This window comes from Starkeya sp. ORNL1 (assembly GCF_012971745.1).
Lineage (GTDB): Bacteria > Pseudomonadota > Alphaproteobacteria > Rhizobiales > Xanthobacteraceae > Ancylobacter.
Map to the genome: position 1 here is coordinate 3,459,836 of NZ_CP048834.1, position 12,678 is coordinate 3,472,513.

At 66.9% G+C, this 12,678-nt stretch carries 12 protein-coding genes and 1 riboswitch; of the genes, 8 read left to right on the forward strand and 4 right to left on the reverse strand.

Translation table 11 applies throughout. The features are described from left to right. Positions 1-15 precede the first annotated feature (15 nt). The 4 genes from G3545_RS16470 to G3545_RS16485 form a co-directional block, all read right to left on the reverse strand. Positions 16-1,305, reverse strand: a complete 1,290-nt coding sequence (locus G3545_RS16470; protein WP_170014367.1) for a PotD/PotF family extracellular solute-binding protein — start codon at positions 1,303-1,305, stop codon at positions 16-18. 58 nt (positions 1,306-1,363) lie between these two features. Then, positions 1,364-2,458: an ABC transporter ATP-binding protein gene (locus G3545_RS16475; RefSeq protein WP_170014368.1), complete on the reverse strand. Its 1,095-nt coding sequence runs from the start codon at positions 2,456-2,458 to the stop codon at positions 1,364-1,366. Positions 2,459-2,778: 320 nt separating this feature from the next. Next, complete coding sequence (locus G3545_RS16480) at positions 2,779-4,008, reverse strand: URC4/urg3 family protein (RefSeq protein ID WP_170014369.1); 1,230 nt, start codon at positions 4,006-4,008, stop codon at positions 2,779-2,781. Between the two features lie 148 nt (positions 4,009-4,156). Next, positions 4,157-5,428, reverse strand: a complete 1,272-nt coding sequence (locus G3545_RS16485; protein WP_170014370.1) for a GTP cyclohydrolase II — start codon at positions 5,426-5,428, stop codon at positions 4,157-4,159. Between the two features lie 201 nt (positions 5,429-5,629). On the opposite strand from G3545_RS16485, the gene upp reads away from it, so the two are divergent. From upp to G3545_RS16525, 8 genes are all read left to right on the forward strand, one after another. Further along, positions 5,630-6,277 carry a uracil phosphoribosyltransferase gene (gene upp, locus G3545_RS16490; RefSeq protein WP_170014371.1) on the forward strand — a complete coding sequence of 216 codons (648 nt, stop codon included), beginning with the start codon at positions 5,630-5,632 and terminating at the stop codon, positions 6,275-6,277. A gap of 141 nt (positions 6,278-6,418) precedes the next feature. Further along, positions 6,419-6,943, forward strand: a complete 525-nt coding sequence (nikR, locus tag G3545_RS16495; RefSeq protein ID WP_170014372.1) for a nickel-responsive transcriptional regulator NikR — start codon at positions 6,419-6,421, stop codon at positions 6,941-6,943. Positions 6,944-7,038: 95 nt separating this feature from the next. Then, positions 7,039-7,638: a HupE/UreJ family protein gene (locus G3545_RS16500; RefSeq protein WP_170014373.1), complete on the forward strand. Its 600-nt coding sequence runs from the start codon at positions 7,039-7,041 to the stop codon at positions 7,636-7,638. A gap of 113 nt (positions 7,639-7,751) precedes the next feature. Then, positions 7,752-7,861: riboswitch (guanidine-I (ykkC/yxkD leader) on the forward strand. A 141-nt stretch (positions 7,862-8,002) separates the two neighbouring features. Beyond that, positions 8,003-9,034 carry a putative urea ABC transporter substrate-binding protein gene (locus G3545_RS16505; RefSeq protein WP_246702904.1) on the forward strand — a complete coding sequence of 344 codons (1,032 nt, stop codon included), beginning with the start codon at positions 8,003-8,005 and terminating at the stop codon, positions 9,032-9,034. 147 nt (positions 9,035-9,181) lie between these two features. Then, entirely contained in the window at positions 9,182-10,003 is an 822-nt protein-coding gene (locus G3545_RS16510) for an ABC transporter permease (protein ID WP_170014375.1), read from the forward strand. Continuing rightward, on the forward strand, positions 10,003-10,815 hold the full coding sequence (locus G3545_RS16515) for an ABC transporter ATP-binding protein (RefSeq protein WP_170014376.1): 813 nt from the start codon (positions 10,003-10,005) through the stop codon (positions 10,813-10,815). Before G3545_RS16510 ends, G3545_RS16515 begins: the two co-directional genes overlap by 1 nt. A gap of 11 nt (positions 10,816-10,826) precedes the next feature. Then, positions 10,827-12,023, forward strand: coding sequence for an agmatinase family protein (locus tag G3545_RS16520; RefSeq protein WP_170014377.1), 1,197 nt, complete (start codon positions 10,827-10,829; stop codon positions 12,021-12,023). Positions 12,024-12,153: 130 nt separating this feature from the next. Then, positions 12,154-12,660: a hypothetical protein gene (locus G3545_RS16525; RefSeq protein ID WP_170014378.1), complete on the forward strand. Its 507-nt coding sequence runs from the start codon at positions 12,154-12,156 to the stop codon at positions 12,658-12,660. Positions 12,661-12,678 lie beyond the last annotated feature (18 nt).

A 12,678-nucleotide genomic window follows, 5' to 3' on the forward strand; every position in this document is an offset into this window, starting at 1 on the left:
GGCGTACCAAACACCTCACGCCGCGATGAACTCGTTCCACTTGCGGACCATGTAGCGGTCCTCATCCATCACCGAGTTCCAGCATGCCACCGCGCCCATGCGCTCCTTGAACGAGCCGCCGTCGCGCACCGCGCCAGCGGTGTACATCACCTTGCCCTCGGGCGAGAGGATGTCGGTCTTGGCCGGCTGGCCGAGCATCCAGAACGCCCATTCGTCCGGCGTCATGTTCTTCTCGGCCGTGGAGAGTACGGCGGAGTAATAGCCCTGGCGGTTGAGATAGGCGCCGACCCAGCCGGACAGGTACCAATTGATGTATTCGTAAGCCGCGTCGAGGCTCGCGCCCTTCAAATGCTTGGCGATGCCGAGGCCGCCGCCCCAGGCGCGATAGCCTTCTTCCAGCGGCTGGTAGACGCAGGGAATACCCTTGGAGCGCACGGCGGCGACCGCCGGCGACCACATGGACTGGATCACCACCTCGCCGGAGGCCATCAGGTTCACGCTCTCGTCGAAGGTCTTCCAGAAGGCGCGGAACTGGCCATCCTTCTTGGTCTTGATCAGGAACGCGATCGTCTTGTCGATCTCTTCCTTGGTCATGTTGCCCTTGTCGGCATATTTGATCAGCCCGGCGCTCTCGCAGATCATCGCCGCGTCCATGATGCCGATGGACGGGATGTTCAGGATCGAGGTCTTCCCCTTGAAGGCCGGGTCGAGAATGTCCTTCCAGTTCTTGATCGGCCGGCCGACAAGATCAGGCCGGATGCCGAGCGTATCGGCATTGTAGATGGTGGGGATGAGCGTCATCCACTGCGTCGGCTCTTTCGAGAATTTCTTGGAGTCCGGGCCGTCGACGAAGGTGACGCTGTGCGGGGCGGTGCCCTGCGCGATCTTGGATTCCGGCGTCAGCTTGCCGGTGATGAAGATCGGCACGATCTGGTCGTAATACTTGATCTTCTTGACATCCATCGGCTGCAGCGTGCCGGCCGGGAACACCTTCTTGCAGATCCAGTATTCGATGTCGGCGATGTCGAAGCTGTTGGCTTGCGTCACCACGCGCTGCGACACCGCGTCGGAATCCAGCGCGGTCATCTGCAGGGTGATGCCGAGATCGGCCTTGCACTTCTCGGCGATGGCATTGAGGTTCGACACGCCGGTGCCGAACTGGCGCAGCGTGATCGGGTTCTGTGCCCAGATGGTGGGGAAGCCGGTAACGACCCCGCCGCCCGCGGCGAGGCCGGCGAGCGCGCCGGCGCCCTTGAGCGCCTGTCGGCGGCTGATCCCCTTGGTTCCCTTCTCGATCTTGCTCATGACTGTTCTCCGAAGGTGTCGTTGCTGTTTTGGCGGTCGGCGCTCAGGCGGCGGATGTTCAGGCGGTCGGCGAGGGTCGGAGGATGTGGACGTCCTGCGGCGTCCAGGCGAGCGGTACGGCGTCGCCGACGGAAAGCGGGGTCTCGAAAAAGGCGGTCTCCGGCACCTGCACCGAGAACTCGTCGACGCCGGGGGCGGATAGCGCGAGTTGCACCTTCTGGCCGTGATATTCGATGTTCTGCACCAGGCCGGTGAGGCCGCAGCCGGGCATCACGGTGTCGGCCAGCCGCACCCGGTCGGTGCGCACCGCGATCTCCACTGGCGCGCCCGGCTCCAGCCCTTCCTCGGCGGGCGCCCGGAAGGAGGCGCCGCCCGGCACCTCGAAGGTGACAGTGCCGTCACCAAGCGACGTGACGCGCCCGGCAAGGACATTGTGGTCGCCCATGAAGCGGGCGACGAAGGCGGTCGAGGGGCGGTTGAACACTTCGCGCGGCGTCGCCGCCTGTTCGATGCGCCCGCCATTCATCACCACCACGAGGTCGGAGAGCGCCATCGCCTCCTCCTGGCTGTGGGTGACATGGATGAAGGAGATGCCGAGCTGGTTCTGCAGCCGCTTCAGTTCCTGGCGCACCTTGATCTTCAGGAACGGATCGAGCGCGGAGAGCGGCTCGTCGAGCAGCAGCGCCTGCGGGTCGGTGATCAGCGCGCGGGCGAGCGCGACGCGTTGCTGTTGGCCGCCGGAAAGCTGCGCCGGGCGGCGCTCGGCGAGGTGGTCCATCTGGACCAGCTTCAGCATCTCCAGCGCCTTGGCGCGGCGGCTGATCTTCTCCGTGCCCTTCATCTTCAGCGAGAAGGCGACATTGTCGACGGTGTCGAGATGCGGGAACAGCGCGTAGCTCTGGAACATCATCGCGGTGCCGCGCTTGGCCGGCGGCAGGTCGGTCACCACCGTGGGCCCGAGCCGGACATCGCCTTCGGTGATGCTTTCGTGGCCGGCGATCATGCGCAGCGTCGTGGTCTTGCCGCAGCCCGAGGGGCCGAGCAGGCAGCAATAGGTGCCGGCGGGGATCTTGAGCGAGACGCGGTCGACGGCGAGCGCGGCGCCATAGCGCTTGGTGACGTCGATCAGCTCGATATCCGCGCCCTTGCTCATGCCCCGCGCCTCGTCCGCCGCCGCCCGCTGCATCGGGCCCGCCGACCTGTCGCAAAGCATGTGCCAAAACACGGCGAAGTGCGAGCGCTGCGCCCGGGCGTGGTTTCCGCAAGAGTCGCTGAGAGCTCGGCAGGCGCGGCGCTCAGTTTCTAGGCACGCACACAGTGCGCTGCCTTCATTGGATACAATTTATTGTCAGATAGCATCCAATTGGCCGTCCACATCTGTCGTCATCCCGGGCGGAGCCCGCAGAGCCGAGAGCCGGGATCGCGTGACATTGAAGAGCGTTTGCGCGATCCCGGAGACGATGTCGGCGAGACCTAGAATACCGTCCCATCCGCGGCGATGGCGAGCGGCGGGGCGCCGCTGGGCGGGCGGCGCTCGGCGGCGATGCGCCGGCCAGCTGCCCACGTGCCGCCTTGCAGCATCTTGGCCAGCGGGAACTGCGAGGCGTCAAGCCGGAGCCGCTCGCGCACCGGATCGGCGAGCCGATCCAGCAGCGCGACGGTGAGCGCGCGCCATTCCACCACCATCTCCGACGTCACCGGATGCGTCTGCGCCGGGTCGAGCGGCGTGCGCGGCACGATCAGGCCGAGGTCGATCAGGAGGCCGCCATTGCGATATTCCGGCAGGCCGGTGAGGTCATCGAGATCGGTGACGGCGAGCCCCGCAGCCTCGAACGGCTCCAGCAGCGAATAGGTCAGCCATTGCGAGAGCTTGTGGAACGGCACGATGCCGTTGGAGCGGTCCGGCGCCACCGCCGCCGGATGGCGCCCGGCATCGCCGAGCGCAACGCCGTCGACCGTCAGCCCCGCCGGCCAGATCGGCGCGAAGCCGTCGAGCAGCGCTTCAAGGATGCGGCGCGCCGGCAGGCGTTCGCGCGTCGCCGCGGGCAGCAGCGCATCGATCAGGCCGCCCGGCCGCGACGGGCTGGCGCCGAACAGGTCCGGACGCGCGGCGAGCGCCTGGCCGAGTCGGTTCAGCAGCGACACCCGGCCATCGACGCCGACCAGCGGATTGTCGGCATCGACCTGGAACGCCTCGCCGAGCTTGCCGGCATCGAGGCGCAGCAGGCCGGGCGCGTCGACCCGCAGCCTGTCGCCGGGGTCCGATGAGAAACCGCCGGCCTCGAACAGCCGCAGGCTCGCCACCGCCAGCCCTTCCGAGCGGCTCAGCGTGAGGCCCGTCTCACCTTCCTTGTAGCGCCACGCATCGCCCGCGCCGGCATCGAGCAGCACGCTGACGACGGCAAGGTCGACCATGATGTGGGCGCGATCCAGCGCGCCCCGCGCCTCGAGCGTCGCCTCCAGCTTCGCCCAGCGGTCGACGCCGCCGGCCGCGAAGTGGCGCCAGCGGCTGTGATAGGGGATGTCGAGCGCCGGATAGGCCTGACGCGTCACCTTCGCCACATAATCCGCCACGCCGCCCAGCGCCGCTTCGTCGATGGTGAAATGCGGGGAATTGCCGGCGAGCACGTGATCCAGCACCTGGTGCGAGCGGGCGCGGACAGCGGCGGGAGAACGGAGCGCGAGGAGTTCGGGTGGGGTCATGCCTGGGCTTTCACAGTGCAACGTCATCCTGAGGTGCCGGGCGCCAGCCCGGCCTCGAAGGATGTTGAAACAGATGGCCATCTGAGATGGGCATCCTTCGAGGCCCGGCTGGCGCCGGGCACCTCAGGATGACGTGGTGTCAGAGACACTACTCCTTCAGCCCTCGCCCCTGGGTCTCGTCATAGGTGCTGTTGAAGGCGCCGCCGGAATAATAGCCGGCTGAAACCTTCGCCTCCATCTCGACGCGCGCATCCGGTGGGATCAGGTCCTCGGGGATCGGCACGCGCTCGCCGATCTCGATGCCGGCCCGCTCCAGCGCGTTGAATTTCATGTCGCTCATCGAGGCGAAACGGTCGATGCGGGTGACCCCCAGCCACTGGAACACGTCCGGCATCAACTCCTGGAAGCGCATGTCCTGCACGCCGGCGACGCATTCCGTTCGCTTGAAATAGGCGTCCGGACGGTCGCCGCCCTCCTGCCGCTTGCGGGCGTTGTAGACGAGGAACTTCGTCACCTCGCCAAGTGCGCGGCCTTCCTTGCGGTTATAGACCACGAGGCCGGTGCCACCCTGCTGCGCCATCTCCACGCACAATTCGATGCCATGGGCGAGATAGGGCCGGCAGGTGCAGATGTCGGAGGAGAACACGTCCGAGCCGTTGCACTCGTCATGCACCCGGCAGGCGAGCGGGGTGACGCCGTCGCCGATCTTCGACACGTCGCCGAACATGTAGAGCGTCATGCCGCCGATCGGCGGCAGGAAGGCCTTGAGGTCGCCGCGGGTGACGAGTTCCGGGAACATGCCGCCGGTATATTCGAACAAATCGCGGCGCAACTGGCCTTCCGAGACGTCGAAGCGCTCGGCGATGCCGGGCAGATACCAGACCGGATCGATCGCCGCCTTGGTAACGCGCACATCGCCCTTGGGGCCGATGATGTCACCGTCGATCTTCAGCCGTCCGAGGCGGATGGCATCGCGGATCTCCGGCATGTCGATATGGGCGCGGGTCACCGCGATGGTCGGGCGCACATCGAGACCTGCCGCGATCTCGTCGGCGAACACCTCGCCGACCATGTGGCCGAACGGGTCGAGCGAGACGATCTTTTTCGGGTCGCCCCATTGCGGGTGCGGGCCGATGCGATCGGACGGCGCGGTATTGGTGAGGTCGGCCTTGAAGTCGGCCGGCAGCGCGCCGGCGGAAATGGCGAGCGCGCGATACACCGCATAGCCGCCGGCATGGGTGCCGATGGCGTTGCGACGCTTGGGATCGGTGAGGGTGGCGACCACCGGGCCGCGCACTTTCGGATCGAGCGCGCCCCAGTTCAGCACCGGCGCATCCGCGGCGACACCGCTCGAGGCGCCGTGCGAGGTCAGGACGATGTGGCTGCGGGGACGGCTGCCGGAACCGGCATTGACGGACATTTGGCTTCTCTTTGCTGGCACGGCGCTGTCGCCGGCCTCAGGAAGCAACATATGAGAGCGCGAATTGCGCGCCACCGCAAGTGGCGGGCTCACCGCGCCCTTCACGTATCGGCTACCCTTCCCGGTGGATTGCGCTATGCCTAGAGGCGGCACGCGTTTCGCATGCCCGATCATATCCTTCCCGAGTGAGCCGACGCCCTCATGACAAGCCCCACCGATCCCGGTCCGACCATCGTCGTCGACCACCCGATGATCCAGCACAAGCTGACCCTGATGCGCCGCACCAAGACCGCGGCCAATGAGTTCCGCCTGCTGCTGCGCGAGATCAGCATGCTGCTCGCCTATGAGGTGACGCGCGACATGCCGATGGAGATGGTGGAGATCGAGACGCCGCTGGCCAAGATGATGGCACCGGTGGTGGCGGGCAAGAAGCTCTGCCTGGTCTCGGTGCTGCGTGCCGGCGGCGGCATATTGGAAGGCATGCTGGATATATTGCCCGCTGCCCGCGTCGGCCATATCGGGCTCTATCGCGACCCGGTCTCGCTGGCCGCGGTGGAATATTATCTCAAGCTGCCGCGCGACATCTCGGAGCGCACCGCCATCGTGCTCGATCCCATGCTGGCCACCGGCAATTCCGCCGCCGCCGCGGTCGCCGAGGTCAAGGCTGCAGGCTGCCAGTCGATCAAGTTCGTCTGCCTGATCGCCGCGCCGGAAGGCCTCAAGACGTTTCACGAGGCGCACCCGGACGTACCGGTCTATGCCGCGGCGGTCGACAGCCACCTCAATGAGCACGGCTATATCGTGCCGGGCATCGGCGACGCCGGCGACCGCATCTTCGGGACCAAGTGAGGTCCCCGACCTCATCCTGGGGTGCCCGGCAAAGCCGGGCCTCGAAGGATGCTCAAGCCGAGCGCCGTCTTCTGCTTCATCATCCTTCGAGGCTCACTTCGTTCGCACCTCAGGATGAGGTCGTTTGGGAAAGAAAACGCCATGCAGCGCGTGACGCTCACCATCGATGACGACCTGCTTGCCGCCATCGACGCGCATGGCGCGCGCCATGGCTATGCGAGCCGCTCGGAGGCGGTGCGCGACATGCTCCGCGCCTCACTGGGCGGCACCGCGGCACCGGCCGTGGGGGCGCAGACCGGCCATTGCCACGCCACGCTGTCCTATCTCTACGACCACGAGAAGCGCGAGCTGGCGCGCCGGCTGACGCAGGTGCAGCACGGCCATCACGACCTGGCCGTGGCCTCGCTGCATGTGCATCTCGACCACGACACCTGCCTCGAGGTAGCGGTGCTGCGCGGCCCGACCGCGGAGGTAAAGGCGCTCGCCGACAGCGTCACCACCCAGCGCGGCGTGCGCTATGGGCATCTGCATATCCTTCCCGAAGGAGATGCCAAATCCCAGCCCGAAGGGAATGGGAAGCCGGCGAAGCATCGGCACACCCATGACCATGGCCACGAGCATCCGCACCCGCACAAAAGCCGTTCGCAGGCGCGAAAAGCCGATTGACGCCTCCGACTCCCGCCGTATGCTGTTTCCATAAAAACGTCATACGCGAGCGCGCGTCGCATACGCGAGGCCGCCGCTTCCGGGGATCATCGCACATGAACAAGGCCGTCCTTCGCACTTCGCTCGCCGCGCTTCTCGCGCTCAGCCCGACGCTCGCCTTCGCCCATCCGGGGCATGGCGAGGCGGTCGGCTTCGCCCATGGCTTCATGCATCCGCTCAGCGGGCTCGACCACGTGCTCGCCATGGTCGCGGTCGGCATCTTCGCCGCCAATCTCGGCGGGCGCGCGCTGTGGGCGGTGCCGGCGACCTTCGTCGCGCTGATGGCCGTTGGCGGTGCGCTCGGCATGTCCGGCGTCGCGATCCCGTTCGTCGAGATCGGCATCGCCGCCTCGGTCATCGTGCTGGGTGGCGTCGTGGCGCTGCGCTCGACCAATTGGCCGCTGGGTGCGGCGATGGCGATGGTCGGCGCCTTCGCGGTGTTCCACGGCTTCGCCCATGGCGCCGAGATGCCGGCGGACGCGTCCGGCCTGAATTATGCGGCTGGCTTCCTGCTCGCGACCGCTGTCCTGCACGCGGTCGGCATCGGTGCCGGCATCGCCATCGGCCGGGTCGGCGCCAATGCGCCGCGCTTCACCCAGGCGCTTGGCGCCGTGGTGGCGGTGGCCGGCGTCGGCCTGCTGGCCGGGGTGATCTGAAGCCGCCCTCCCGAAACTGCCTCAAGCCTGAGCGCCGCGCCGAATCTTTCGGCGCGGTTTCGGCGTTTCTGCCGCTAATCGAGGCTTCGGTTGCCCCGCAACCGCTGCTAACCTTTCAGGGCTCCTAGGGTTCCGGCATCGAAAGCGATGCGGCTGGACCGAGAGGAGCAGCCCGGTGGCGAGACATTCGCCGGGTCCACGGCGGGACAAAAGCCCGGGAGGCTCGTGCGACAAGGTCGCAGCGAAGGCCGCCGGCTGTGTGCCTGTATCCTTCCTCCGAGCTGCCGAGCGCGCGGGCTTTTCCCGAACACGGGAGACCACGATGCGTCGTACCCTGCGTGCCCTCATCACCGGCGCCGCCTGCATGGCCGCGCTGAGCATGCCCTTCGCCGCCGCCGAGGCTGCGCCGAAGAAAGAATTCAACATTGCCTGGACCATCTATGTCGGCTGGATGCCCTGGGCCTATGCGGCCGAGAACGGCATCGTCAGGAAGTGGGCCGACAAATACGGCATCACCATCGACGTCACCCAGATCAACGACTATGTGGAATCGATCAACCAGTACACCGCCGGCAAGTTCGACGGCGTGACGCTGACCAATATGGACGCGCTGACTATCCCCGCTGCCGGCGGCGTCGATACCACCGCGCTCATCATCGGCGACTTCTCGAACGGCAATGACGGCATCGTCGCCAAGAAGGCGAAGGACATCAAAGGGCTGAAGGGCGAGAGCATCAATCTCGTCGAGCTCTCGGTCTCGCACTATCTGCTGGCCCGCGCGCTGGACAAATCCAGCATGGCGGAGAAGGACGTCAAGGTGGTCAACACCTCCGACGCCGACATGGTGGCGGCCTTCAAGTCGGCGGACGTGTCCACCGTCGTCACCTGGAACCCGCTGCTCGCCGAGGTGAAGGCCGAGCCCGGCGTCAGCCTGGTGTTCAACTCGTCGCAGATCCCCGGCGAGATCATCGACATGCTCGGCGTCAACACCGCGACGCTCAAGGACAATCCCGATTTCGGCAAGGCGCTGGTCGGCATCTGGTACGAGACGCTGGCGCTCGTCGTCGACCAGAGCGAGAAGGGCAAGGCGGTGCGCACCGAGCTCGGCAAGCTCTCCGGCACCGACCTCGCCGGCTATGACGCCCAGCTCGCCGCGACCAAGCTGTTCGCGACGCCGAAGGAGGCGGTGGAGTTCACCACCTCGGCGGCGCTGCCCAAGACCATGGACCTGGTGCGCACCTTCTCGTTCGACCACGGCCTGCTCGGCGACGGCGCCAAGAGCAAGGACGCGGTCGGCATGCAGTTCCCGAGCGGCGAGATCCTCGGCAACAAGGCGAACGTGAAGCTGCGCTTCGACGCCAGCTTCATGAAGCTGGCCGCCGACGGGAAGCTGTGAGCGACGCACGCAATAACGACGTCATCCTGAGGTGCCCGGGCGGCAGCTCGGGCCTCGAAGGATGCCCGCCCCCGATAAGCATCCTTCGAGGCTCGCTACGCTCGCGCCTCAGGATGACGTGGTTCGGGTGAGAAAGAAGGAACCCGCATGCGCCGTGCCATGAACATCGTGCCGGGACGCGGGACGCGGGTGCTGCTCGCCATGCTGCCGTTCGCGCTGCTCGCCTTCGTCTATGTGCTCGGCTCGGCGGAGCGGCGCGCGGCCAATCCCGACGACAAGCTGCTGCCGCCGTTGTCGCAAATGGCGGCGACCATGACCCGCATGGCGACCGAGCCGGACAAGCGTACCGGCTCGATCGTGCTGTGGGCCGACACCAGCGCCTCGCTGCAGCGGCTCGGCCTCGGGCTCGGCTTCGCCACGCTCACCGGCCTGGTGCTCGGCCTCGCGCTCGGCATCTTGCCGCTGGTACGCGGCACCTTCGCGCCATTGGTCGGGGTGATCTCGATGATCCCGCCCATGGCGCTATTACCCATCCTCTTCATCGTGTTCGGGCTCGGCGAGGTCTCGAAGGTGGTGCTCATCGTCATCGGCATCGCGCCGTTCCTGGTGCGTGACCTCGCCATGACGGTCGGCGCCATCCCGATCGAGCAGATGGTGAAGGCGCAGACGCTGGGCGCCTCGACCTGGCAGACCGTGCTGCGGGTGGCGCTGCCGCAGGCCATGCCGCGCCTCATCGAGGCACTCAGGCTTTCGCTCGGCCCGGCCTTCCTGTTCCTGATCTCGGCCGAGGCCATCGCCGCCGAGAACGGGCTCGGCTACCGCATCTTCCTGGTGCGGCGCTATCTCGCCATGGACGTGATCCTGCCCTACGTCGCCTGGATCACGCTGCTGGCCTTCCTGTTCGACTTCGCGCTCGCCAGGATCGCCCGCAAGGGATTCCCCTGGGCCTATGTCGGGGAGCGGGTGTGATGAGCGAGATCAAGGTGCGCGATGTCTGGGTCGAATATGGCGACCAGATCGTGCTCGAAGGCATCAATCTCGACATCGCCTCCGGCGCCTTCGTCTCCGTGGTTGGCCCGTCCGGCTGCGGCAAGTCCACCTTCCTGCGCCTCGTGCTCGGGCAGGAAGCACCGAGCCGCGGCAAGCTCACGCTGGACGACACGCCGCTGCCCGCCGAGCCCGGGCCCGACCGCGGCGTGGTGTTCCAGCGCTATTCGGTGTTCCCGCATCTGACCGTGCTGGGCAACGTGCTGGCCTCCTACGAGTTCGCGGAGAGCCCGTTCCTCGCCAAGCTGTTCGGATTGAGGCGTCGCACCGCCCTGGAGAAGGCCAAGGCGCTGGTCGATGCCGTCGGGCTCGGCGCGCATGCCGGGAAATATCCAAGCGCGCTGTCCGGCGGCCAGCAGCAACGGCTCGCCATCGCCCAGGCGCTCGCCAAGGAGCCGAAGGTGCTGCTGCTCGACGAGCCGTTCGGCGCGCTCGACCCCGGCACCCGCACCCAGATGCACCAGCTGATCAAGCCGCTCTGGCGCGAACACGGCATGACGGTGATAATGGTGACGCACGATCTGAAGGAAGCGTTCGGGCTCGGCACCCGGCTCATCGCCTTCGACAAGCGCCGCATCGACCCGCAGGAGCCCAACCGCTTCGGCGCCCGGATTACCTACGACCTCGACCTGACCCGGGACGGCCCGGTGCCAGTGTTCGGCTTCTCCAAGCCAATTGGAACGAGGCCGATCGAAAATCCCCAGCCCGCCCGCGACGACGCGGCACATCAGTGAGGAGCCTCCTCATGCGCGCCTATCCGACCCGCTATGCCGGCCTTGCCCCCGCGCCCAGCCGCGCCCGACGCCACCACCCGAACTTCGAAATCCGCGAGACGCAGGGCTGGAAGGCGCTGGAGGCCGAGGGGAATCTCTCCTCCGACGGCTGGCGCAAGGAGCAGCAATGGGCGCTCGACATGGGCCTGCCCGGCGCCGACTCCATCACCGACAAGTCGATCCCGACCTTCGCGCGGGGCGAGCTGCCGCACTTCGCCGGCATCAACACCTTCCTCAAGGCGCCCTATGTCGAGAATGTCCGCGATGTCGGCAAATATGATGCCGCGGTGCTCGGCATTCCGTTCGACTCCGGGACCACCTATCGCCCCGGCACCCGCTTCGGGCCGCAGGGCATCCGCCGCATCTCCGCGCTCTATACGCCGTACAATTACGAATTGGGCGTGGACCTGCGCGAGCAGATGACGTTGTGCGATGCCGGCGACGTGTTCACCATTCCCGCCAACCTCGAAAAGAGCTTCGACCAGATCAGCCGCGGTGTCGGCCACGTGTTCTCGTCCGGAGCGCTGCCGATCATGCTGGGCGGCGACCATTCGATCGGCTTTCCCTGTGTGCGCGGCATTGCCGAGTGCACCTCCAAGCGCATCGGCATCATCCATTTCGACCGCCACATCGACATCCAGGAGAAGGATCTCGATGAGCGCATGCACACCACGCCCTGGTACTGGGCGACCAATCTGCCGAACGTCTCGCCGAAGAACCTGGTGCAGCTCGGCATTGGCGGCTGGCAAGTGCCGCGCTACGGCGTCGAGGAAGCGCGGAAGCGCGGCACCAATGTGCTGACCATCGCCGACATCGAGAAGATCGGCCTGGAGAAGGCCGCAGAGATCGCGCTGGAACTCGCCTGGAAGGACGCCGACGCGGTCTATATCTCGTTCGACGTCGACAGCATCGATTGCGGCTTCGTGCCGGGCACCGGCTGGCCGGAGCCGGGCGGCTTCCTGCCGCGCGAGGCGCTGAAGATCCTCGGGCTGGTGGCGGCCGAGGGGCTGTGCGGTCTGGAGGTGGTCGAGGTCTCGCCGCCCTACGACACCTCGGACATCACCTCCCTGTTCGGCCTGCGCGTCGTCGTCGAGGCGCTCGGCTCGATGGTCGCCCATGGCAAGCTGGGCAGCCACAAGCACATGATCGACAAGCCGGTGAGCTACTGACGTTCGGCTTCAACATCCTTCGAGGCCCGGGCGCTGCCCGGGCACCTCAGCATGACGTTGCTATTGCAAGCCTACGTCATGCTGAGGTGCCGCCCGCAGGGCGGCCTCGAAGCGCGCAGGAGAGGGCCGCATGCATCGCGGGCACGACCATCATCATCACGACCACGGCGCGGGCGGGCATTCGCATGCCCATTCCCATGCCGATCATTCCCATGGGCCCGGCCACAATCACGGCCATGGCCCGCAGCGCACCGCGCAGTGGCAGACGCCGCATCTGCCGGAACCCCCAGTGGAGCCGGCACACAGCCATGCCGAGGCGGATCTCGATCTGGTCGAAACCGCCTTCGTCGAGAGCTTCGCTACGGCCAGCGACCCGACCAGCTTCCTGCGCCTCGCCCGCGTGCCATTCGATGCCACCGATGCCGACGGCACACGGCTGAGCCTGCTACGGGTCGAGACCGAGGACGTCACCGATATCGGCGCCGTGATGCCGCATCTGGGCGGCGGCAGCTTCCGTTATGACCCGCTGCCCGCGGCCATGGCGTCGCGCCGCAAGCGCCTGCGCTTCCTCTATTTCGACGGCAACGCACCGCGTTCGCTGAGCCTCGCCGAGGTGCGCGCGCTCGCGGAACTGTGAGCCGGCACATTTCCAAAA

Coding starts and splice junctions, on each gene's coding strand:
- upp (WP_170014371.1), top strand. CDS start 5,630: ATGACAAGCCCCACCGATCCCGGTCCGACCATCGTCGTCGACCACCCG.
- G3545_RS16505 (WP_246702904.1), top strand. CDS start 8,003: ATGGCCGCGCTGAGCATGCCCTTCGCCGCCGCCGAGGCTGCGCCGAAG.
- G3545_RS16500 (WP_170014373.1), top strand. CDS start 7,039: ATGAACAAGGCCGTCCTTCGCACTTCGCTCGCCGCGCTTCTCGCGCTC.
- G3545_RS16525 (WP_170014378.1), top strand. CDS start 12,154: ATGCATCGCGGGCACGACCATCATCATCACGACCACGGCGCGGGCGGG.
- G3545_RS16520 (WP_170014377.1), top strand. CDS start 10,827: ATGCGCGCCTATCCGACCCGCTATGCCGGCCTTGCCCCCGCGCCCAGC.
- G3545_RS16470 (WP_170014367.1), bottom strand. CDS start 1,305: ATGAGCAAGATCGAGAAGGGAACCAAGGGGATCAGCCGCCGACAGGCG.
- G3545_RS16475 (WP_170014368.1), bottom strand. CDS start 2,458: ATGAGCAAGGGCGCGGATATCGAGCTGATCGACGTCACCAAGCGCTAT.
- G3545_RS16515 (WP_170014376.1), top strand. CDS start 10,003: ATGAGCGAGATCAAGGTGCGCGATGTCTGGGTCGAATATGGCGACCAG.
- nikR (WP_170014372.1), top strand. CDS start 6,419: ATGCAGCGCGTGACGCTCACCATCGATGACGACCTGCTTGCCGCCATC.
- G3545_RS16480 (WP_170014369.1), bottom strand. CDS start 4,008: ATGACCCCACCCGAACTCCTCGCGCTCCGTTCTCCCGCCGCTGTCCGC.
- G3545_RS16510 (WP_170014375.1), top strand. CDS start 9,182: ATGCGCCGTGCCATGAACATCGTGCCGGGACGCGGGACGCGGGTGCTG.
- G3545_RS16485 (WP_170014370.1), bottom strand. CDS start 5,428: ATGTCCGTCAATGCCGGTTCCGGCAGCCGTCCCCGCAGCCACATCGTC.